Source organism: Cellulosimicrobium composti, from assembly GCF_009711085.1.
Taxonomy (GTDB): Bacteria; Actinomycetota; Actinomycetes; order Actinomycetales; family Cellulomonadaceae; genus Cellulosimicrobium; species Cellulosimicrobium composti.
In genome coordinates, this window is sequence record NZ_WMKA01000013.1 from 25,804 (window position 1) to 47,450 (window position 21,647).

At 76.1% G+C, this 21,647-nt stretch carries 19 protein-coding genes; 12 read left to right on the top strand and 7 right to left on the bottom strand.

Features of this window, described 5'->3' with window-relative positions:
• Nucleotides 1-36 precede the first annotated feature (36 nt).
• The 6 genes from GJV82_RS07790 to GJV82_RS07815 all read left to right on the top strand — a co-directional run bounded on the left by GJV82_RS07790 (nt 37) and on the right by GJV82_RS07815 (nt 8,350).
• Nucleotides 37-327 carry a hypothetical protein gene (locus tag GJV82_RS07790; protein ID WP_115941410.1) on the top strand — a complete coding sequence of 97 codons (291 nt, stop codon included), beginning with the start codon at nt 37-39 and terminating at the stop codon, nt 325-327.
• 111 nt (nt 328-438) lie between these two features.
• The gene (locus GJV82_RS07795; RefSeq protein ID WP_115941409.1) at nt 439-912 is read left to right on the top strand and encodes a nitroreductase family deazaflavin-dependent oxidoreductase; all 474 of its coding nucleotides are present in this window, start codon (nt 439-441) and stop codon (nt 910-912) included.
• Between the two features lie 179 nt (nt 913-1,091).
• Nucleotides 1,092-3,476, top strand: coding sequence for an ATP-binding cassette domain-containing protein (locus GJV82_RS07800; RefSeq protein ID WP_155098834.1), 2,385 nt, complete (start codon nt 1,092-1,094; stop codon nt 3,474-3,476).
• A 146-nt stretch (nt 3,477-3,622) separates the two neighbouring features.
• Nucleotides 3,623-5,260: a histidine ammonia-lyase gene (gene hutH, locus GJV82_RS07805; RefSeq protein ID WP_155098835.1), complete on the top strand. Its 1,638-nt coding sequence runs from the start codon at nt 3,623-3,625 to the stop codon at nt 5,258-5,260.
• Nucleotides 5,261-5,295: 35 nt separating this feature from the next.
• Complete coding sequence (gene hutU / locus GJV82_RS07810) at nt 5,296-6,996, top strand: urocanate hydratase (protein ID WP_155098836.1); 1,701 nt, start codon at nt 5,296-5,298, stop codon at nt 6,994-6,996.
• Between the two features lies 1 nt (nt 6,997).
• Nucleotides 6,998-8,350, top strand: a complete 1,353-nt coding sequence (locus GJV82_RS07815) for an amidohydrolase family protein (RefSeq protein ID WP_318657409.1) — start codon at nt 6,998-7,000, stop codon at nt 8,348-8,350.
• Nucleotides 8,351-8,430: 80 nt separating this feature from the next.
• On the opposite strand, the gene GJV82_RS07820 is transcribed toward GJV82_RS07815, so the two are convergent.
• From GJV82_RS07820 to GJV82_RS07830, 3 genes are read right to left on the bottom strand one after another with little or no spacing between them, the layout of a single operon-like run.
• Nucleotides 8,431-9,516 (bottom strand): arginase family protein, encoded by a 1,086-nt coding sequence (locus GJV82_RS07820; RefSeq protein ID WP_404812944.1) that lies wholly within the window; start codon nt 9,514-9,516, stop codon nt 8,431-8,433.
• 37 nt (nt 9,517-9,553) lie between these two features.
• The gene (locus tag GJV82_RS07825) at nt 9,554-9,931 is read right to left on the bottom strand and encodes a DUF1304 family protein (protein WP_024841342.1); all 378 of its coding nucleotides are present in this window, start codon (nt 9,929-9,931) and stop codon (nt 9,554-9,556) included.
• Nucleotides 9,928-10,605: a maleylpyruvate isomerase family mycothiol-dependent enzyme gene (locus GJV82_RS07830; RefSeq protein WP_225873194.1), complete on the bottom strand. Its 678-nt coding sequence runs from the start codon at nt 10,603-10,605 to the stop codon at nt 9,928-9,930. The genes GJV82_RS07825 and GJV82_RS07830 overlap by 4 nt, the downstream gene beginning before the upstream one ends.
• A gap of 92 nt (nt 10,606-10,697) precedes the next feature.
• Here GJV82_RS07830 and GJV82_RS07835 point away from each other — a divergent pair, with 92 nt between their 5' ends.
• Complete coding sequence (locus GJV82_RS07835) at nt 10,698-11,138, top strand: MarR family winged helix-turn-helix transcriptional regulator (protein ID WP_024841340.1); 441 nt, start codon at nt 10,698-10,700, stop codon at nt 11,136-11,138.
• 6 nt (nt 11,139-11,144) lie between these two features.
• Here GJV82_RS07835 and GJV82_RS07840 read toward each other — a convergent pair whose 3' ends face one another.
• On the bottom strand, nt 11,145-12,044 hold the full coding sequence (locus tag GJV82_RS07840) for a universal stress protein (RefSeq protein WP_143314308.1): 900 nt from the start codon (nt 12,042-12,044) through the stop codon (nt 11,145-11,147).
• A gap of 211 nt (nt 12,045-12,255) precedes the next feature.
• Between GJV82_RS07840 and GJV82_RS07845 the strand changes: the two genes are divergently transcribed.
• Entirely contained in the window at nt 12,256-12,993 is a 738-nt protein-coding gene (locus GJV82_RS07845; RefSeq protein ID WP_024841338.1) for a response regulator, read from the top strand.
• Between the two features lie 142 nt (nt 12,994-13,135).
• Complete coding sequence (locus GJV82_RS07850) at nt 13,136-13,609, top strand: pyridoxamine 5'-phosphate oxidase family protein (protein ID WP_024841337.1); 474 nt, start codon at nt 13,136-13,138, stop codon at nt 13,607-13,609.
• Between the two features lie 15 nt (nt 13,610-13,624).
• On the opposite strand, the gene GJV82_RS07855 is transcribed toward GJV82_RS07850, so the two are convergent.
• Nucleotides 13,625-14,800: a GAF domain-containing sensor histidine kinase gene (locus GJV82_RS07855; RefSeq protein WP_318657410.1), complete on the bottom strand. Its 1,176-nt coding sequence runs from the start codon at nt 14,798-14,800 to the stop codon at nt 13,625-13,627.
• Nucleotides 14,801-15,000: 200 nt separating this feature from the next.
• On the opposite strand from GJV82_RS07855, the gene GJV82_RS07860 reads away from it, so the two are divergent.
• Nucleotides 15,001-15,870, top strand: coding sequence for a tetratricopeptide repeat protein (locus GJV82_RS07860; protein ID WP_155098837.1), 870 nt, complete (start codon nt 15,001-15,003; stop codon nt 15,868-15,870).
• Nucleotides 15,871-16,106: 236 nt separating this feature from the next.
• On the opposite strand, the gene GJV82_RS07865 is transcribed toward GJV82_RS07860, so the two are convergent.
• Together GJV82_RS07865 and GJV82_RS07870 are read right to left on the bottom strand one after the other, a co-directional pair.
• Nucleotides 16,107-16,679, bottom strand: a complete 573-nt coding sequence (locus tag GJV82_RS07865; protein WP_024841334.1) for a hypothetical protein — start codon at nt 16,677-16,679, stop codon at nt 16,107-16,109.
• A 131-nt stretch (nt 16,680-16,810) separates the two neighbouring features.
• The gene (locus tag GJV82_RS07870) at nt 16,811-17,329 is read right to left on the bottom strand and encodes a hypothetical protein (protein ID WP_155098838.1); all 519 of its coding nucleotides are present in this window, start codon (nt 17,327-17,329) and stop codon (nt 16,811-16,813) included.
• Nucleotides 17,330-17,528: 199 nt separating this feature from the next.
• Between GJV82_RS07870 and GJV82_RS07875 the strand changes: the two genes are divergently transcribed.
• Entirely contained in the window at nt 17,529-19,652 is a 2,124-nt protein-coding gene (locus GJV82_RS07875; protein ID WP_155098839.1) for a D-alanyl-D-alanine carboxypeptidase family protein, read from the top strand.
• Between the two features lie 188 nt (nt 19,653-19,840).
• Nucleotides 19,841-21,574, top strand: a complete 1,734-nt coding sequence (locus GJV82_RS07880; protein WP_318657411.1) for an ABC-F family ATP-binding cassette domain-containing protein — start codon at nt 19,841-19,843, stop codon at nt 21,572-21,574.
• The last annotated feature ends 73 nt before the right edge of the window (nt 21,575-21,647 follow it).

Sequence of the window (21,647 nt, forward strand, 5' to 3'; positions counted from 1 at the left end):
GCGAGAGGCGCCGGGCGGGATCGGGAGGAGACGACCATGGCCGTCGTCAGGACGCACCGGTACACGGTGGAGACGGGCCGGCTGGCCCAGATGCTCGAGCAGCGCAGCACGCTGATCCAGGGGCTGCGCGCGGCGCACCCCGCGTTCTCCGCGGCGACGCTCGTCCGGCTCGAGGACGGGTCGTACCTCGACATCTGGCGCTGGGAGTCGGCCGACGCGATGCAGGTCGCGGCGCAGGCGGCGCGGGACGTCCCGCTCGTGGGCGCCACCCTCGGCCTCACGACCGAGCACGAGGCGCTCGACGGCGAGGTGCTCGACGAGCGGTGAGGGACGCCGTCGTCCCCGGCCACCCGGGCGAGGCACGACGGCGCGGACGGGCGGGTCGCGACGGGCGCGGCCGCGCAGGCACTTTCGGACCGACGCAGGAGGAGCACGACGATGAGCACCGGACGACGGACGACGGACGGCACGGCACGGGTCCCGGGCACACCAGGACGGTTCTCGCGCTGGATGCAACGCCGCTCGAACGAGCGGCTCGTGCGCAAGGTCCGCGGCGGCAAGGCCACGTTCCTGGGGATGGACGTCCTCGTGCTGCACACGGTCGGCCGCCGCAGCGGCGTGCCGCGCGAGACGCCGCTCATGTGGCTCCCGGACGACGGCGACGCCGTCCTCGTGGTCGCGTCCGGGGGTGGCAGCCGCAACCCGGACTGGCACGCCAACCTCACGGCGCACCCCGACGACGTCGCGGTCGAGCTGCCCGGCCGCGCGCCGGTCCCCGTGACGGCCCGGGTGCTCGACGGCGCGGACCGGGAGCGCGCGTGGCAGCGCGTCGCGACGGCGCAACCGCGCATCGCGAGGTACCAGGCCAAGGCCGACCGGCAGTACCCGCTCGTGCGGCTCGCGCCGCGATGAGTTCCGCCCGCGCGACCGGTCCTGTGACCAGGTCGGTCGCGCGGGCCCAGCACGAACCCTGCGCCGGACCGACCGGCTCTCGGGCAGACTCTTCACCGGGGTGCCGAGGGTCGGGCGGTCCGTGGTGACGGCGGCCCGGCGGTGGCCGCGCGACGAGCTCGACGACGAGGAGACACGAGATGAGCACGGCAACGACGACGGACCCGCAGACCTCGGTGCCGAGGGACGCGGACGGTCACGACGTCATCCGGGTCCAGGGGGCCCGGTCGAACAACCTGCAGGACGTGAGCGTCGAGATCCCCAAGCGGCGCCTCACGGTGTTCACGGGGGTCTCGGGCTCGGGCAAGAGCTCGCTCGTGTTCGACACGGTCGCGGCGGAGTCGCAGCGCCTCATCAACGAGACGTACCCGGCGTTCCTCCAGGGCTTCATGCCGACGCTCGACCGCCCGGACGTCGACGTGCTCGAGGGCCTGACGACGGCGATCGTCGTGGACCAGGAGCGCCTCGGCGCCAACCCGCGCTCGACGGTCGGCACGGTGACGGACGCGAACGCGATCCTGCGCGTGCTGTTCAGCCGGTTCGGCGATCCGCAGGTCGGCCCGCCCACCGCGTTCTCGTTCAACGTCCCCGCGCGCAAGGCGAGCGGCATCATGACGTCGGCCACGGGCGAGAAGACGATCGTGCGCAACGCGATCTACCACGGCGGCATGTGCCCGCGGTGCGAGGGCCGCGGGTCCGTCTCCGACCTCGACCTCACGGAGATCTTCGACGACTCGAAGTCGCTCCTCGACGGCGCGATCAAGGTCCCGGGGTACACGGCCGACGGCTGGATGGTGCGCGGTTTCGTCGAGTCCGGGTTCTTCCCGGGCGACCGCCCGATCCGCGAGTTCACCGAGCAGCAGCGGCAGGACTTCCTCTACAAGGAGCCGACGAAGATCAAGGCGGCGGGCATGAACCTCACCTACGAGGGCCTCATCCCCAAGCTCCAGAAGGCGATGTTCTCCAAGGACGTCGACTCGCTCCAGCCGCACGTGCGCGCGTTCGTCGAGCGCGTGGCCACGTTCGCGCCGTGCCCCGACTGCGGCGGCACGCGGCTGTCGGAGTCGGCGCGGTCGTCGAAGATCCGCGGCGTCAACATCGCCGACCTGTGCGCCATGCAGATCACCGACCTCGCGGCGTGGATCCGCGAGCTCGACGACCCGAACATGGCCCCCGTCGTCACGGCGCTCGGCGACAACCTCGCGTCGTTCGTCGAGCTCGGGCTCGGGTACCTCAGCCTCGACCGGCCGTCCGGCACGCTGTCCGGGGGCGAGTCGCAGCGGATCAAGATGCTGCGCCACCTCGGGTCGTCGCTCACCGACGTCACGTACGTGTTCGACGAGCCGACGGTCGGGCTGCACCCGCACGACATCGACCGCATGAACCGCCTCCTGCTCCAGCTGCGCGACAAGGGCAACACGGTGCTCGTCGTCGAGCACAAGCCGGAGACGATCCGGGTCGCCGACCACGTCGTCGACCTCGGCCCCGGCGCGGGCACGGACGGCGGGCGCGTCATGTTCGAGGGCACGGTCGAGGGCCTGCGCGCGAGCGACACCGTCACGGGCCGCCACCTCGACGACCGCGTGTCCGTCAAGGACGACGTGCGCACCGCGACCGGCGCGCTGGAGATCCGCGGCGCGGACGCGCACAACCTGCAGGACGTGGACGTCGACGTCCCGCTCGGCGTGCTCGTCGTCGTCACGGGCGTCGCCGGCTCCGGCAAGAGCTCGCTCGTCGAGGGCTCGATCTCGCCGCGCGAGGGCGTCGTGACGATCGACCAGAGCGCGGTCAAGGGGTCGCGCCGCTCCAACCCCGCCACGTACACGGGCCTCCTGGAGCCGGTCCGCAAGGCCTTCGCGAAGGCGAACGGGGTCAAGCCCGCGCTGTTCAGCGCCAACTCCGAGGGCGCGTGCCCCGAGTGCAAGGGCGCGGGCGTCATCTACACCGAGCTCGGCTTCATGGAGACGGTGTCCACGCCGTGCGAGGACTGCGGCGGGCGCCGGTTCCAGCCCGCGGTGCTCGACTACACGCTCGGCGGCCTGAGCATCGCCGACGTGCTCGACCTCCCGGTCGCGAAGGCCCGCGAGTTCTTCTCGTCCGGCGACGCGAAGGTCCCGGCGGCGAAGGCGATCCTCGAGCGGCTCGACGACGTGGGCCTCGGGTACGTGAGCCTCGGCCAGCCCCTCACGACGCTCTCGGGCGGCGAGCGCCAGCGCCTCAAGCTCGCGACGCACCTCGGCGAGAAGGGCGGCGTCATCGTGCTCGACGAGCCGACGACGGGCCTGCACCTCGCCGACGTGCGCAACCTCCTCGGCCTGCTCGACCGGATCGTGGACTCGGGCAAGTCCGTGATCGTCATCGAGCACCACCAGGCCGTCATGGCGCACGCCGACTGGATCGTCGACCTCGGCCCCGGTGCCGGGCACGACGGCGGTCGCGTCGTCTTCGAGGGCACGCCGGCCGACCTCGTGGCCGCGCGGTCCACGCTCACGGGCGAGCACCTCGCGGCGTACGTCGGCGCCTGACCCGACGCCGACCATGCGGTTGTGGCGCGTCCTGGAGGGCTGACGCGCCACAACCGCATGCTCGGCGCCGGGGTGTGTCTGGGATCCCAGACTGAACCTCGCGCCTCGGGCTCCCGGTGCGGCAGGGCGCGGTGTGTCCTGAGGGCATGGCAGCGACGACGCACTCCTCGGCCGTCCCCGGCACGACGACGACCCTCGCCCCCGACCCGGCCCGCGCCGCGCGCGTCGTCGTCGTGGGTGACGGCCCGCTGACGATCGACGACGTCGTCGACGTCGCGCGGCACGGCGCACGCGTCCGGCTCGCGGACGCGGCGGTCGAGTCGATGGCGGCGAGCCGGGCCGTCGTCGAGGGCCTCGCGGACGACGACCGCCCGCACTACGGCGTCTCCACCGGGTTCGGTGCGCTCGCGCGGCGGCACATCCCCGTCGAGCGGCGCGCGCAGCTGCAGCTCAGCCTCGTGCGGTCGCACGCGGCGGGGTCGGGGCCGGAGGTCGAGCGGGAGGTCGTGCGCGCGCTGCAGCTCCTGCGGCTCGCGACCCTGGCGACCGGGCGGACCGGGGCGCGCCCCGTCGTCGCGCAGACGTACGCGGCGATGCTCGACGCCGGGATCACACCCGTGGTGCGCGAGTTCGGGTCGCTCGGCTGCTCGGGCGACCTCGCGCCGCTCGCGCACGTGGCGCTCGCGGCGCTCGGCGAGGGCGAGGTCCGCGACGCGACGGGGGCCCTCGTGCCCGCCGCTGACGCGCTCGCCACGGCCGGGATCGCGCCGCTCGCGCTGCGCGAGAAGGAGGGCCTCGCGCTCATCAACGGCACGGACGGCATGCTCGGCATGCTGTGCCTCGCGCTGCACGACCTGCGGTCCCTGCTCACGACGGCCGACGTCGCGGCGGCGGCGAGCGTCGAGGCGCTGCTCGGCTCGGACGCGCCGTTCGCCGAAGACCTCGTCGCGATGCGGCCGCACCCCGGGCAGGCGGCGTCGGCCGCGAACCTGCGCGCGCTGCTCGACGGCTCGCCCGTCGTCGCGAGCCATCGCACGCTCGACGCCGAGGGTCGCCCCGAGTGCACCCGGGTGCAGGACGCGTACTCGCTGCGGTGCGCACCGCAGGTGCACGGTGCCGCGCGCGACACGCTCGACCACGCGGCCACCGTCGCGGGGCGCGAGCTCGCGTCGGCGATCGACAACCCGGTCGTCACGGTGGACGGGCGCGTCGAGTCGAACGGCAACTTCCACGGCGCCCCGGTCGCGTACGTGCTCGACTTCCTCGCGATCGCCGCGGCCGACGTCGCGAGCATGAGCGAGCGCCGCACGGACCGGTTCCTCGACAAGGCCCGCAACGAGGGCCTGCCGCCGTTCCTCGCGGACGACCCGGGCGTCGACTCCGGGCTGATGATCGCGCAGTACACGGCGGCGGGGATCGTCTCGGAGCTCAAGCGGATCGCGGCCCCGGCGAGCGTCGACTCGATCCCGTCGTCGGCGATGCAGGAGGACCACGTGTCCATGGGCTGGGCGGGAGCACGGAAGCTCCGCCGCGCGGTCGACGGGCTGGGCCGCGTCCTCGCGATCGAGCTCCTCACGGCGACGCGCGCCCTCGACCTGCGCTGCGACGGCGGGCCCCTGCACCCGGCGCGGGGGACGGGCGCCGTGCGCGACCTCGTGAGCACGGCCGCCGCGGGCCCCGGACCGGACCGCCACCTCGCGCCCGAGATCGAGGCCGTGACCCACCTCGTCACGACGGGTGCCGTGACCGCGGCGGCGAGCGCCGCCGTCGGGCACCTGGCCTGACCCCCTTGAGCCGTCCCCGAAGGAGCGAGCCGACCATGACCCACGAGCCGACCCACCGCCTCGGCACGCCCGTCCCCGTCCGTGCGCCGCGCGGCACGACCCTCACCGCGCGGTCCTGGCAGACCGAGGCGCCGCTGCGGATGCTCATGAACAACCTCGACCCCGAGGTCGCGGAGCGACCCGACGACCTCGTCGTCTACGGCGGCACGGGCCGGGCGGCGCGCGACTGGCCGAGCTACCACGCGATCATCCGCACGCTCACGACGCTCGCGGACGACGAGACGCTCCTCGTGCAGTCGGGCAAGCCGGTCGGGGTGCTGCGGACGCACGAGTGGGCGCCGCGCGTGCTGCTCGCGAACAGCAACCTCGTGGGGGACTGGGCGACGTGGCCCGAGTTCCGCCGGCTCGAGGCGATGGGCCTGACGATGTACGGGCAGATGACGGCCGGGTCGTGGATCTACATCGGCGCGCAGGGCATCCTCCAGGGCACGTACGAGACGCTCGCCGCGGTCGCCGCCCAGCGGTTCGGCGGGACGCTCGCCGGGACGCTGACCCTCACCGGCGGGTGCGGCGGCATGGGCGGCGCGCAGCCGCTCGCGGTGACGCTCAACGGGGGCGCGTGCCTCGTCGTCGACGTCGACCGGTCGCGCCTCGACCGGCGCGTGCGCGAGCGGTACCTCGACGTGGTCGCCGACGACCTCGACGCCGCGGTCCGGCACGTCGAGGACGCCCGGCGCGAGCGCCGGGCGCTGTCGGTGGGCGTCGAGGGGAACAGCGCGGTCGTGGTCCCCGAGCTCCTGCGGCGCGGGGTCGAGGTCGACGTCGTCACGGACCAGACGTCGGCGCACGACCCGCTGTCGTACCTGCCGGTCGGGGTGTCGGTCGACGAGTGGGCGGACTACGCCGCGGCGAAGCCCGACGAGTTCACCGACCGCGCGCGCGAGTCCATGGCCCGGCACGTCGAGGGCATGGTCGGGTTCCTCGACGCGGGTGCCGAGGTGTTCGACTACGGCAACTCGATCCGCGACGAGGCGCGCCGTGGCGGGTACGACCGGGCGTTCGCCTTCCCGGGGTTCGTGCCCGCGTACATCCGGCCCCTGTTCGCGCAGGGCAAGGGGCCGTTCCGGTGGGCCGCGCTGTCCGGCGACCCGCGCGACATCGCCGCGACCGACGCCGCCGTGCTCGACCTGTTCGACGACGACCACCTCCACCGCTGGATCCGCGCCGCCCAGGAGCGGGTCGCGTTCCAGGGTCTGCCCGCGCGCATCTGCTGGCTCGGGCACGGCGAGCGCGACCACGCGGGCCTCGCGTTCAACGACCTCGTGGCGTCGGGCGCGGTGCGCGCGCCGGTCGTCATCGGCCGCGACCACCTCGACGCCGGGTCGGTCGCGTCCCCGTACCGCGAGACGGAGGCGATGGCCGACGGCTCCGACGCGATCGCGGACTGGCCGCTGCTCAACGCGCTCACGGCCGCGTCGTCGGGCGCGACGTGGGTCTCGATCCACCACGGCGGCGGCGTCGGCATGGGCCGCTCGATCCACGCGGGCCAGGTGTCCGTCGCGGACGGCACGCCCCTCGCCGCGGCCAAGCTCGCGCGCGTGCTCTCGAACGACCCCGGCCTCGGTGTGCTGCGCCACGTCGACGCCGGGTACGACGACGCCGTCGCGGCCGCCGCGCGGGGCGGGCTGCGCGTGCCCGCGCTGGAGAGCGACGCCGTCGCGGTCCAGGAGGTGTGACGTGCGCGAGGTGGAGCACCCGGGCGGCGTGCACCCGGCCACGCTGGTCCTGGGGATCGGCGAGCTGACGACCAACGCCCCCGAGGCGGTCGGCGTCGACCCCGTGGACGACCCGACGGGCGTCGTGCGCGACGCCGCGCTGCTGCTCGACGGCGGTCGGGTCGCCTGGGCCGGCCCGGAGCGCGCGTGCGCGGCCGGCGTGGAGGAGGTGCTCGGTCGCGCGCCCGACCGCGTCGTCGAGGCGGAGGGGCGTGCCGTCGTGCCCGGGTTCGTGGACGCGCACACCCACCTCGTGTTCGCGGGCGACCGCGCCGCCGAGTTCGAGGCGCGCATGGCCGGCCGCCCGTACGAGGCGGGCGGCATCCGCTCCACCGTCGCCGCGACGCGCGCCGCGTCCGACGACGTCCTGCGGGCCGGGCTCGCGCGACACCTCGACGAGGCGGCGCGGCAGGGCACGACCACCGTCGAGGTGAAGAGCGGGTACGGGCTGACCGTCGCGGTCGAGGAGCGGTCCGTGCGGCTCGCGCGCGAGGTGACGCCCGAGGTGACGTTCCTCGGGGCGCACGTCGTGCCCGCCGAGTACGCGGGGCGCGCGGACGAGTACGTCGACCTCGTCTGCGGCGACATGCTCGCGGCGTGCGCGCCGCACTCCCGGTGGGTCGACGTGTTCTGCGAGACGGGCGCGTTCACGCCCGAGCAGTCCCGCCGCGTCCTCGAGGCCGGGGCCGCCGCCGGGCTCGGCGTCCGCGTGCACGCCGGCCAGCTCGGGCCGGGGGAGGGCGTGCGGCTCGCGGTCGAGCTCGGCGCCGCCGCGGTCGACCACTGCACCTACCTCACCGACGACGACGTCGCGGCGCTCGCGGGCTCGTGGACCGACGCCGGGCCGGCGACAGGAGGCACGTCGCCTGGCGCGACGTCGCGCGGCGGGACGCGGCCGGACCGGACGCGTCCGGACGGCACGCGCCCGGACGGGACGACGGGCACCGTCGCGACCCTGCTGCCCGGGGTCGAGTTCTCCACGCGCCAGCCGTACCCCGACGCGCGCCGCCTGCTCGACGCGGGGGCCGTCGTCGCGCTCGCGAGCGACTGCAACCCCGGGTCGAGCTACACGTCGTCGATGCCGCTGTGCGTCGCGCTCGCGGTCCGCGAGATGCGGATGACCGTCGCCGAGGCGGTCTGGGCCGCGACCGCGGGCGGCGCGCTCGCGCTGCGGCGGGACGACGTCGGGCACCTCGCTCCCGGCGCCCGGGCCGACGTCGTGCTGCTCGACGCCCCGAGCCGCACCCACCTCGCCTACCGGCCGGGCGTCCCGCTCGTCGCGGCGGTCTGGCAGGACGGCGTCCGCGTCCCCTGAGACACCCCCGACCCGCCGAGCATGCGGTTCTGGCCCGTCCCGGGCGCCTGACTCTCCAGGACCGCATGTTCGGCGGAGGGCTACGCGCGGAGGGCGAGGCCCGCCGCGAGCTCGAGGACGCAGAGCGCGGCGAGGCGGACCGTGCGCCCGTCGGGGGCGTCGGCGGTCGCGTCGACCTCGACGACGTCCGCGGAGCGCAGGCGGCCGTCGCGAGCCGCGGCGCGCACGAGCGCGCGCAGCTCCCACGCGGCGATCCCGCCCGGCACGCTCGCGGGGCATCCGGGCGCGACGGAGCGGTCGCACACGTCCACGTCGACGTCGAGGTGCACCGGGCCGCCCCCCGCGCCCGCGACCTCCAGCGCCGCGCGCATCACGTCCTCGGGGCCGCGGCGGCGCAGCTCGTCGACGTGCACGACCGTGATCCCGAGGTCGAGCGCGCGCCGCGCGTACTCGGCGGAGTTCGCGAAGTCCGCGATGCCGACCTGTACGACCCGCCGCGGGTCGAGCCCGGCCTCGACGAGCCGACGCACGGGCGACCCGTTCGAGACGCCGTCGCGCAGGTCGTGGTGGGCGTCGAGCGTGACGAGACCCGCGGTCGCGAGGTCGTCGCCCCACGCGCCGAGCGCGGTCGCGACGGTCACGGAGTTGTCTCCGCCGAGCGCGACGAGCAGCCGTGCCCGGTCCAGCGCCGCGCGGACCGCCGCGCGCGTCCGCCCCTCGCCCTCCTCGCCGTCCGGTTCCTCGACGTCGCCGAGGTCGGCGAACCTGAGCCGGTCCAGGTCGACCGGCCCCTCACGACCCGACGGCGCTCCGCACCGACGGCCCGCACCCGCAGGCGCGGCGGGACCGGGCGCAGCGGGAGCAGGCGCAACGGGACCAGGTGCACCGGGGCCGGGTGCACCGGGACCGGGAGCGACGGCGGGTCGCACGCGGGCGGAGGGGCCGGCGTCGGGCAGGGCGCGGTCCGGGACGAGGGCGGGGCTGAACCGGCGCAGCGCGTCGCGCACGGCCGCGGGCGTCGCGCGCGCGCCGGTGGGGGACAGCGACGTGCGCCAGGCCGGGACGCCGAGGACGGCGAGGTCGACGCCGTCCGGGCCGGGCGCGGGCCAGTCGCCGGCCCGCGGCCAGGACGGGTCGTGGGGCAGGGGCTGCGCGGCGCTGCTCACGTCCCGACCGTAGCAACGGCCCGGGCGGCGGGAAGGGTCAGGACGCGAGGGTCGCGAGGAGGGTCGCGAGCCCGAACCCGGACTGGCCGAGCGTCCCGGTCCAGAGCCGGTGGTCGGAGATCCACAGGACGATCCCGCCGAGCGTCATGAACCCCGCGGTGTAGAGCACGAGGGTGCGGCCCTCGTCCACGAGGCCTCGCGCGACGAGCACGACGCCGAGGACCGTGCCCAGCCCGAGGAAGACGTTGTAGAACGCGACGTTGAACGCCCACAGGTCCACCTCGCGCGGCGACGAGCGCTTGCGCAGCAGGAACTGCTGGGCCCACGGGCGCTGGAAGAAGAAGGCCTCGACGACCCCGACGCCGACGTGCAGGACGCCGGCCGTGACGGCGAGGACCTGGGCGAGCGTGCTCATGGGAGCTCCTCCCGGTCGTGCGGCGCGAGCGAGCGGGCGAGGACGTGCGCGCCGTCCCCGTCGAGGTGGGCGAGGGCCGCGGGTCGCCCGGTGAGCAGCAGGAGCAGGGCGGTCATGGAGCCCGTGACCTGCTGGCCGTCGCCGCGGTGCCAGGGCACGTCGTCGGCGACGAGGCGGAACCCGGCGAGGCGGCGCCGTGCGCGGAACGGGAAGGACACGGCCCACACGCGCTCGGCCGCCTCGCGTGCCGCGACGGGCGGGGCGTGGACGGGGACGCCGAGCGCGACGGCCACGTCCTGGGTGTGGACGAGCGCGTCGACGAGCGCGACGCGCGGCACCGTGCCGGGCGCGAGGTGGCGCGAGGTGACGGTCGCGCGCAGCGCCGCGACGACGTCCTCGCGCGGGCGCGTCCCCGCCTCGCGCGTGAGGAGGTCCATCGTCCGGTCGAAGCTCCCGCGACCCCGCACGAGGCCGCGCACGAGCGCACCGTAGGTGGCGGTGGGGGCGAGGGTGAGGTGCGCCGCGACGTCGTGGACGCGCCACCCGGCGCACAGGCTCGGGCGTTCCCAGGCGGCCGGGTCGAGCCCGGCGACGAGGTCGACGAAGGTGGCCCGGGCACGGGCGACGGCCGCCCACACCTCGTCCTGGGTCATCCAGTAGTCGGGTGCACTCATGGGAGCGCCTCCAGAACTGATACGATGATCTGACGAGTTTAGTCAGTCCATCTGACCATGACAACCCCTGACGGCCCCGGGAGGCGACGCGCGTGAGCGAGCAGGACGAGCTCAACACCGGGCTGCTCCTGTTCATCCCCTACCGCGCGCTCGAGCTGCGCGTGTACGCGGCGGTCCGCGAGGCCGGGTTCGACGACGCGACGCCCGCCCAGCTCCGCGTGTTCCAGCGCGTCGGGCCGCACGGCACACGGCTCACCGAGCTCGCCGAGGCGGCCGAGATCACCAAGCAGACGGCCGGGTTCCTCGTGGACCAGCTCGAGGCCGCGGGCTACGTCGAGCGCGTCCCCGACCCGGCCGACGGCCGCGCCCGGCTCGTGCGCGTCACCGCGCGCGGCGAGGAGGCCTCGCGCATCGCGGCCGCGGAGGTCGCGCGCGTCGAGGCCGAGTGGACCGCGCACCTCGGGGCGCGCGGGATGGCGTCGCTGCGACGCCAGCTCGCGCGCCTGCGCGAGATCACCGACCCCTGGGCCTGAGCGGCCTCAGGGCTTGCCGGCGTGCACGACGGCGACGGCGTGCGTCGCGTGGTGCAGCACCTGCTGGCTCACCGAGCCCAGCAGCATCCCGCGCAGCTCGCCCCGGCCGCGCGAGCCGACGACGGTCAGCGCCGCCCCCGCGGCCGCCTCGCGGATCGCGACGGACGGCTCGCGGTCGACGACGAACGTCTCGACGAGGACGTCGGCGTGCTCGGCGGACCGCACGCGCGCGAGCGCCGCCTCGACGGTGCGCGACGCCTCGGCCCGCGCGTCGCGCTCGACCGCCGTGTAGAACGCGGGGTTCTCCTCCCACAGGGGCCCCACGGGCAGGCGCCACGCGCACACCGCGACGACGCGACCACCCGTGCGGGCGGCCTCGTCGAGCGCGAACCGCAGCGCCGCGTCGCCGTGCACGGACCCGTCGACGCCGACCACGACGTCCGTCGTCCGCTCGCCGGCGTCCGCGACCGGCGGCACGACGACGACCGGCACCGGCGAGCGCGCGGCCAGACGCGCCCCGACCGAGCCGAAGAACATCGAGCCCACGGACCCCAGCCCGCGCGAGCCCACCACGACGAGGTCGGCGTCCTTCGCCTCGTCGAGCAGCGCCTCCGCGGGCGGCCCGGACCGCAGCGCGGTCCGCACGGGCACGGACGGGTCCACGTGCGCGGCGCGCTCGGCGGCCGCCGAGAGGATGGGCCCGGCGATCTCGCCGAGCTCCTCGACCGTCGGGTAGTACGCGCCGCCGACGAACGGCGTCGCGATCACGGGCACGTAGGCGACGTGCAGCACGCGCAGGTCCGCGTCGCGTCGCGCCGCCTCCTTCACGGCCCAGTCCAGGGCCTTGCCGCTCGTCGTGCTGCCGTCCACGCCGACCAGCACGACCTGCCTCGTCGAGTCGCTCACCGTGACCACCTCGGTCCCTCGTGCCCTCCGCGGCGGGAGACACCGCCGCCCGTACTCCTCCTGGATACGCCCCCGCCTGCGCGGCCCGCACCGAGCGTCGGCCCCCGGTCGTGGGGACCCACGGCTCCAGGTCGTGGGACGAAGGTCCCCACCTGCGGCGCGACGCCCTCCCGCGCGCGAGGAACGCGCGGCGACGGGCTACGTTGAGGGCATGGGCTCTCCCCACCCGATCCGCGTGTTCCTGCTCGACGACCACGAGGTGGTCCGCCGCGGCGTCGCCGCGCTGCTCGAGGCGGCCGGCGACATCACCGTCGTCGGCGAGGCCGGCACCGCCGCGTCCGCCCTCGCGCGCATCAAGGCGACGCGACCCGACGTCGCGATCCTCGACGTGCGCCTGCCCGACGGCTCGGGCGTCGAGGTGTGCCGCGAGGTGCGCTCCGAGCTGCCCGAGGTCGGCTGCCTCATGCTCACGTCGTTCGCCGACGACGAGGCGCTGTTCCAGGCCGTGCTCGCGGGCGCTTCGGGGTACGTGCTCAAGCAGATCCACGGGTCCGACCTCGTCGGCGCCGTGCGCACGGTCGCCGCGGGCGGTTCGCTGCTCGACCCGGCCAGCACCGCGCGCGTGCTCGAGCGTCTGCGCCACGCCGCGGACGAGACGCCGGACCGGCTCGAGGGCCTGTCCCAGCAGGAGCGCCAGATCGTCGCGCTCATCGGCGAGGGCCTGACCAACCGCGAGATCGGCAAGCGCCTCTACCTCGCGGAGAAGACCGTCAAGAACTACGTGTCGCACGTCCTCGCGACGCTCGGGCTCCAGCGCCGCACCCAGGTCGCGGTGCTCGCGACCGAGCTGCGCCAGGAGGAGGCGTCGCGCCAGGGCACGGCCGGCGCTGCCGGGGCGAACGGGCCGGTGGGGGACCGGCGGCACGGTGGCGAGCCGCGACGCGCCTGACGGCGCGCGGGGCGACCGGGCGTCGGGGTCCGAGGGCACGCCGTCGCACGGACCCGGGGCCGACGACGGCGGACCGGGCGGCCACGCGGCGTCGGGACCTTCGGCACTCCCGGATCTGACACCGCGGCGCGACGATGGCGGCATGGACACAGTCGAGCGGGCCGGCACCGGGGCACCGGCGGGGGGCGCGGCGGCAGCGACGGTCGAGCGCCCGCGCGCGTCGGCGGGGCTCGCCGAGCTCACGCCCGAGGAGAGCTACGCGCTCGTCGCGACCGTGCCGGTGGGCCGCATCGTCTACACCGACCACGCGCTGCCGGCGATCCAGCCCGTGAACTTCGTGCTCGACGGCCCGGACGTCGTGTTCCGCACCGCCGAGGGGTCGAAGCTCGCGGTCGCCGCGAGCCGGGCGGTCGTCGCGTTCGAGGTCGACCAGTTCGACGCCGACGCGCGCTCGGGATGGTCCGTCGTGCTCGTGGGCCGCACGTTCGAGGTGACCGACCCGGTCGAGCGGGAGCGGCTGCTCGCGCTGCCCCTCGAGACGTTCGTGCCGGGCGTGCGCGACCGCGTGATCAAGGTCGTGCCGCGCATCGTCACGGGGCGCCGCATCGTCCGCTGACGGCGCGGCGTCGCGTCAGACGAGCGGGACCCACCACTCCAGGCGCGTACCGCCCTCCGGGAGCGCGGTCGCCGTGCTCGACCCGCCCAGCGCCGCGGCGCGCGCCTGCATGTTCCGCAGGCCCGAACGGCGCCCGCCGGGCTGGATCCCCACGCCGTCGTCCGTGACCGTCAGGCGCGCCTCGTGCGCCGTGACGGCCAGGTGCACGACGACGGTGCTCGCCTGCGCGTGCCGGGCCACGTTCGTCAGGGACTCGCCGAGCACCACGACGAGCTGGTCCGCGACCTCCGCGGGCAGGCTCGGGCCGCCGTCGGACACGCCCGCGCCCGAGCCCTCCGACGAGACCTCGACGCTCACCTCCGGCGCGAACCCGAGGACCGTCGTCGCCGCCTCCGCCTGCGCGCGGAACCGGTCCTCGATCGACGGCGCGTCCGGGTCGGTCGCGGTGTGCAGCGCGAAGATCGTCGAGCGGATCTGCCGGATCGTCTCGTCGAGGTCCGAGACGGTCTCCTCGATCCGGGTCCGGGCGTTCGGGTCCGTGACGAGCGGCTGCACGCTCATGAGCGTCATGGCGGACGCGAACAGGCGTTGGATGACGACGTCGTGCAGGTCGCGGGCGATCCGGTCGCGGTCCTCCAGGACGCCGACCTGCTTCGCGCGCCCGTAGAGCCGCGCGTTCTCGATCGCGACGCCCGCCGCGGCCGCGAGCGCCACGACCGCCGCCTCGTCCTCCGCGGAGAACTCCTCGCGCGCGCCGCCCGGGCCCTGCTTGTCGGTGAGGTACAGGTTGCCGAACACCGTCTCGCGCACCCGCACCGGGACGCCGAGGAACGTGTGCATCGGCGGGTGGCCGTCGGGGAAGCCCGCCGAGCGCACGTCGTCCGCGATCTCCGGGACGCGGATCGGCGCCGGGTGGTCGATGAGCTCGCCGAGGAGACCCTCGCCGTGCGGCCAGTGGTCGATCGCGGCGACCTCGTCGTCCGACAGGCCCAGGGGGATGAACTGCGCGAGGCGCTCGCGCCCCGACGCGTCCAGCACGCCCAGCGCGCCGTACCGCGCGCCCGTGAGCTCCATCGCCGCCTCGACGATGCGCCGCAGGACCAGCGGGAGGTCGAGGTCGCTCGTCACCGCCACGACGGCGTCCAGCACACGCTGCCCGGCAGCGCTCGGCAGGTCGGTCGTTCCGCTCACCGCTGCAGTCTCCCAGACCCGGGGCGTCCCGCGGCAGCCGGGCACCACCGGGTGTGACGTGGACGACACCCCGTGCGCTATCGTGCGTCCACATCTCGGGACGTCCGTCGCCGTCCTGCCGTCGGTCGGCACACCGCACCGCCGGCCCGGCGCCCGGACCCCGGGCCGTCGACGCAGGGGCCGAAGGGACGCGGTGCCGCATGCCGACCACCGACCGCAGCACGGAACCCACCACCGGGGCCGGACCGGCCTGGAGCAGCCCGCCCGACGCCGGCCCCGCGCCGCACGAGAGCGACCCCGGGGCGCCCGGCCCGGCCGCTGCCGCGACCGCGCTCGCCGACCTGCGCGCCGCCGTCGGGCACCTGCACCCCGACGACCCGACCGAGCTCGTCGCCATCGCCGACGACCTGTGCGCCCTCGGCAGCCCCGCCGCCGCCGTCCCGTTCTACGAGTCGGCCGTCGAGCACGGCGTGCCCGGCGCGGTGTACCGGCTGGGCGTCGCGCACCACGAGGCGGGCGACTCCGCCGAGGCGTTCCGGTGCTTCGAGCTCGCCGGCCTCGCGGGCGACGCGCTGGGGGCGTTCATGGCCGCGCAGGTCGCGAGCGAGCGCGGCGACCTGCACGCCGCGCGCCGGTGGTTCGAGCAGGCCCAGGACGTCGAGGGCGCCCCCGTGCGGCTCGCGCAGGTCCTCGCCGAGCTCGGCGAGCAGGACGCCGCCGACGACGTCCTCGCCGCGTCGTCCGGGCAGAGCTGGGAGTCCGCCGTCGAGCTCGTGCGCAGCGGTGCGCTCACGACCGAGGACGCCGTGGCGCTCCTGGAGGGCTGGGCGAGCGCCGGCGAGGTCCGCGTCGCGGCCGCGCTCGCGGACGTCTACGTGCGCGCCGGGCGCGGTCTCGACGCCGAGGACCTGCTCGAGCAGGCCGCGCTCGCGGGCGAGCCGACGGCGCGCACGAGCCTCGGCGTCCTGCGCCTGCGGGCCGGGCGCGTCGCCGAGGCGATGACGCTGTGGCACGACGCCGCCGCGCAGGGCGACCCGCAGGCGGCGGAGCTCCTGGCGCGCTTCGGCTGAGCGGAAGCCGCTCGTCCTGCGCGCCCTCCACGCAGAAGGGCGCCCGGCGGGCGACCGGCTCCGTCGAGCCGTGGTCGCCCTGCCGGGCGCAGAGGGCGGGACGTGCGGGTGGTCTCCCCACCGCCCGCACGTCCCTCTTCCCCCGGGGAGCGACTCCCTGCTGCGACGGCCTCAGAATCGTCGCGCGGTACCGGTCGCTCCGGTGGGCCCGCCGCACACGGCGGGCGGTCCTGCGGTCAGACCAGCCAGGCGTTGTGCTGGACCAGCGGGAGCCGCTGCCAGGTCTTGCCCAGGCCGAGGACGCTGCCCGCACCGAGGAGGGTGAGGGCGATGATCGTCAGCGCCATCGTGATGTGGTCGTCGATGATCGGGTTGGTCACGAGCGGCAGCTCCGCGAGGTACATCAGCAGGAGCAGGGCGGTCGCGCTGACCGCCGCGACCCGCATGCCGATGCCGAGGATCAGCGCGAGCCCGATGCCGAGCAGGCCGACCATGAACAGCACGTCGACGAACGCGTTGCCGGCGAGGTTCGCGAAGACGCCCGAGAACGTGCCCTCGAGGTTCGACAGGAACCCGGTGGTCGGGCTTCCTCCGTTGACCCAGGCCCGCTCCGCGGGGGTCGCGAACCCGAGCCCGAACGTCTTGTCGAGGAAGGCCCAGAGGAAGTAGAACCCGATCAGGATGCGCAGGACCCCGAGCACCACCTGCGTGGGCCGCGTGGCACGCTCCGCGAGGTTGACGGTCTCCGGCTCGGTGCCCTCGACCGTGGGGAGCGGCGCGTTGGCGTTCCGCTCGATCGTCCCCTTCATCACTGTCCCCTCTCATCGACCCGGCCGGTGCGGCCGGGCTTCTTGAGACCAAGCAAACTCCTGTGGAGGAAGGGTGGACGTCGGGCGAAGGTCGCCGCCCGCGGGGACCTAGGTCCCCGGTGCGGTGGCGGTCAGGAGCCGGTGGAACCGTCGAGCTCGGCGCGCAGCTCGTCGACGCGGGTGCGCAGCCGCTCGAGCGCGTCGCGGACCGCGGCGTCGGCGCCGGTGAGCGAGTCCGCGACCTCGCCGAGGCGGTCCGACGCGTCGTCGAGGGCGGCCTCCGCGTCCGCGAGGCGCTGCTGCGCCTCGGCGCGGGTGTCCTCGGTCGCCGTCGCGGCGTCGTCGGCGGCCGCACGCGCCTCCTCGGCCGCGTCCTGCGCCGCCGCGACGGCCTCCTCGGCGCGGGGGCGCGCGTCCTCGGACAGCGAGCCGATCTCGTCGGCGAGGGACCGCACGTCGTCCCCGATCGTCTCGGCCTGGGAGCGCGCGTCGTGGAGGAACTGCTGGACCTGGTCGCCCGTGAGGGTGAACTCCGGCACGCTCACCGAGCCGTCCTCGGCGCAGCCCGCGAGCGCGACGACGGCGGCGAGGGCCGCGCCGAGCGCGAGCGTGCGGGACGGTGACCTGCGGCGACGCGTCGGGGTGCTCATGCAGGGATTGTCCCGCGCGAACATGAGACAGGGGTGAGAGCCCGGTGGAGGCGGTGTACGGTAAGCGGACGAGGGCACTGTGGCGTGCGGCACACCAGGAGGTGTGGTGCACGCCCGTGACGTCGGTGCGCGACGACGCGCAGAACCGGCGCGCGGGGGCCGCAGGCCCGTGGTCGGGCACGAGGCACGGGAGCGAGCGGTGAGCACCACGGACGACGAGGGCGGCGCAGCGGTCGGCGCGCCCGAGACGCCCGCGCCCGAGACACCTGCGCCCGAGGCGCCCGCGGCCGAGACGCCGAGCCCGCTCGGGCGCCGGGCCCGCGCCGTCTCGCACGTCCTCATCTCCTCCGCCCTCGCGATCACCCTCGCGGCCGCGCTCGCGGGCAGCGCCCAGCCGCGGCCCGGTGCGTCGTTCTTCGCCGAGGAGGCCGCCGGCGCGACGCAGGTCGCCGCCGTCTCGAGCACCCTCGGCGCCGGGCTCGACGAGGACCAGCAGCTCGACAGCGCGATCGAGGTCCTCGCGACGGCGAACGCGCTCGAGCAGAGCCAGGTCACCGCCCCCGTCGAGCAGGCGCGCGCCGAGCTCGGCATGCTCCTCGCGACGTACCTCGCGCAGCGCGACGCCGCGCGCCGCGTCCCGGTCCAGGTCGTCCCCGACGGCGGCCTCGACCTCGACGACCCGCTGGACGGCGGCGGCGTGCCCGAGCTCCCCGAGCCGCTCGACCCGGACGCCGACGGCGACGCCACCGACACCGGCTCCGACGCCGGTTCCGGGAGCCGCGCCCGGACGACGGACCCCCAGGACGAGACCCGCTCGCCGACGCAGCAGCCCGCGACCGTGGACGCCGCGGGCGACGCGGACGCGGTCCGCACGTCCGCGCTGCGCGCCGCCCCGTCCCCGAGCCCGACGGGCGACCCGTCGCCCGACCCGTCCCCGAGCGGCTCCCCGTCGCCGGGCGTCTCGCCGTCCCCGGGCTCGACGCCCACGGACGAGGCGACGGACCCGGGCTCGGGAGCCACGACGCCGGGCGGCTCGCAGGTCCCGCCCGAGCGCGCGCTGCCCGAGGACGCGGTGCCCGCTCCCGACGGCGTCTCGCCGCAGGAGCTCGACGGCACGTCCGTCGAGCCGGAGCGGTCGGATGACAGCGGTGACGGCGACCACGCCGAGGACGACCACGCGCACGGCACCGTGACGCTCGAGGACGTCGTGACGTCGGCGACGCACCTCGCGAACCTGCTCGGCACGGACCTCGTGCCGGTCGGCGTGATCCCGGCCGTGGGTCGTGGCGCGCCGCCCGCAGGGTCGACGCTCGCGGAGCGGCTCGCGGAGGTCGTCGAGCGGTACGCCGGCTCGACGGCGGAGTACCAGAACGGGCGCATCCCGCCCGAGGCGCTGTGCGAGCTCGACTTCGCGCCCGGCAAGACCCTGCGGTGCGACGCCGCGGTGCAGCTCGAGGCGCTCGCGGCCGAGTTCCACAAGGAGTTCGGCTACGCGCTGAAGATCACGGACGCCTACCGACCCTACGAGGACCAGGTGCGGCTCAAGGCCATCAAGCCGTACCTCGCCGCCGTGCCCGGCACGTCGCAGCACGGGTGGGGCCTCGCGATCGACGTCGGCGGCAGCGTCCCGTCCGGCACGTCGCGCGAGTACGTGTGGATGCGCATGCACGCGCCGGACTACGGGTGGGACAACCCCGCCTGGGCGCGCCCGAACGGCTCGAAGCCCGAGCCGTGGCACTTCGAGTTCTTCGCCGCCGGCAAGATGCCGACGCGCTACACGCCGTCCGAGAGCACGGCGCCGTCGACGCCGCAGCGGCCGTCGTCGCCGAGCACGCCGGCCCCCGCGCCCAAGCCGTCGCCGACCCAGCCGGCGAAGCCGACCGAACCGGCGAAGCCGACCACGCCCACGAACCCGACCACGCCCACGAACCCGACCACGCCCCCCGAGCCGACGCCGACGCCCCCTGCGACGGTCGCCGTGCCGGCCGGGCTCGTCGGGGGGACGCGGGCCGCGGCCGAGGCCGCGATCGCGAAGGCGGGACTCACGGTCAGCGTGACGACGAAGGCGGACGCCGCGAAGGCGGGCACCGTGCTCGCGGTGACGCCGGGCGCGGGTGCGCAGGTCGCGAAGGGCAGCACCGTGACGATCGTCGTCTCGACCGGCCCGGCGCCCGACCCGGAGCCCGAGCCCGAGCCGACGCCCGACCCGGAGCCCACGCCGGAGCCCGAGCCGACGCCGGACCCGACCGAGCCCGCCCCGGAGCCCACGGTCGCGCCGACGCAGGAGCCGACCGCCGACCCGACGGAGACGCCCGCCTCCTGACGCGGCCCGGCGGACGTCGCGCGCGCCCGCCGAAAAAGCCGTGCGCGCGACCGACCACGGGCGTAGCGTCGTCGGCGATGTGATCCTCACCTGCCCCGACCGCTCCGTCCCGTCGAGCCCGTCGTCGTGGCCCCGCGCCGTCCCCGGCGCGCGCGTGCCGCCCGGGCGCCCTGGTAGGTGATCACCCCGTGCCTCGTCCCACCCCTGTCCTGCGCGCGACCGACGTCCGCGTCTCCTTCGCCGGCCGCCCCGTGCTGCGGGGCGTCGACCTCGCCGTCGACCCCGGCCACCGCACCGGCCTCGTCGGCGAGAACGGCGTCGGCAAGTCGACGCTCCTGCGCGTGCTCGCCGGCGTGCTCGCGCCCGACGCCGGCATCGTGTCCTGTCCCGCCGACCTCGGGTACCTGCACCAGGAGTTCCCGTACCCGCCGTCGACGACGGTCCGCGCCGTCGTGGACGACGCGCTCGCGCGCGTCCGCGCGATCGAGCGCGAGCTCGAGGAGGCGGCGCTCGCGCTCGCGGCCGGAGCGGGCACCGGGCCCGGCGCCGACGAGGCGTACGCGCGCGCCCTCGCCCGGGCCGAGCTCGCCGACGTGTGGGACGCGGACGCGCGCGCGGCTCGCACGCTCGCGGGCCTCGGGCTCGACGTCGAGGGCGTCGCGGAGCGCGCGGTCGGCTCGCTCTCGGGCGGGCAGCGCACGCGGCTCGGCCTCGCCGCCCTCCTCGTGCGGCAGCCCGGCGCGATGCTGCTCGACGAGCCGACGAACCACCTCGACGACGACGCCGCCGAGTTCCTCGCGGCCGCGCTGCGAGCCCTCCCGGGCGCCGTCGTGCTCGCGAGCCACGACCGCGTGTTCCTCGACGAGGTGTGCACCGAGATCCTCGACCTCGACCCGGTCGCCGAGCCGCTGCGGGGGTCCGCGGCGCGCGCCGGCGCGGGGCGGCCCGGGGGAGCGGCGACCCTGTACGGCGGCTCCTACAGCGACTACCTGGAGGCGAAGCGGGTCGAGCGTGAGCGCTGGGAGCAGCGGTTCGAGACCGAGCAGGCGGAGCTCGCGGCGCTGCGGCGCTCGGTCGCCGTGACCGCGCGCGACGTCGCGAAGAACCGCGAGCGCGGCAACCAGGCGAAGATCCTCTACGACTTCAAGGGCGAGCGCGTCCAGAGCCAGGTCTCGCGGCGCGTGCGCAACGCCCAGCAGCGGCTCGACGCCCTCGAGCGCGACCAGGTGCGCAAGCCGCCGCCGCCCCTGCGCTTCGCGCCGCCCGCGGGTGCGACGGGACCCGCGGGCGGGGGCGACGTCGTCGCGTGGGCGCGGGACGTCGTCGTGCGCCGCCCGGCGGCGACCGAGGTCCCGGCCGCGCCCGGTGAGCGGCCCCACCGGCTCGACATGACGGCGTCGGGCGTGCCGTCGGTCGAGGTCGCGCGCGGCACGCGCCTGCTCGTGACCGGGGCCAACGGCGCCGGGAAGTCGACGCTGCTGCACGTGCTCGCGGGCGACCTGGACCCGGACGCGGGCACCGTGGGGCGGGTGCGGGGCGCGCGGGTCGGCCTGCTGGAGCAGGACGTCCACCTGCACGACGACGACCGCACCCCGCGCGAGGTCCTCGCCCTCGCGCGCGGCGTCGACCCCGCGGACGCGCGCGAGGCGGCCGTCGACGCGCACGGCCTCCTCGCGCCGCGCGACCTCGACCGCCCGCTCGCCGTGCTGTCGGTCGGACAGCGGCGCCGGGTCGTGCTCGCGATGCTCGTGACGCAGGCGCCGGACGTGCTGCTGCTCGACGAGCCGACGAACCACGTCTCGCTGACCCTCGCCGACGAGCTCATGGAGGCGGTGGACGCGTGGCCGGGCGCGGTGGTCGTGGCGTCGCACGACCGCTGGCTGCGCCGGCGGTGGACCGGGGACGTCGTGCACCTGTCGTGACCGGCGCGCCCGGCGCCGGGTCCCCCGCGTCGCCGGGTCCACCGCGGGAACGCGCTGGCCGCGCCCCACCCGG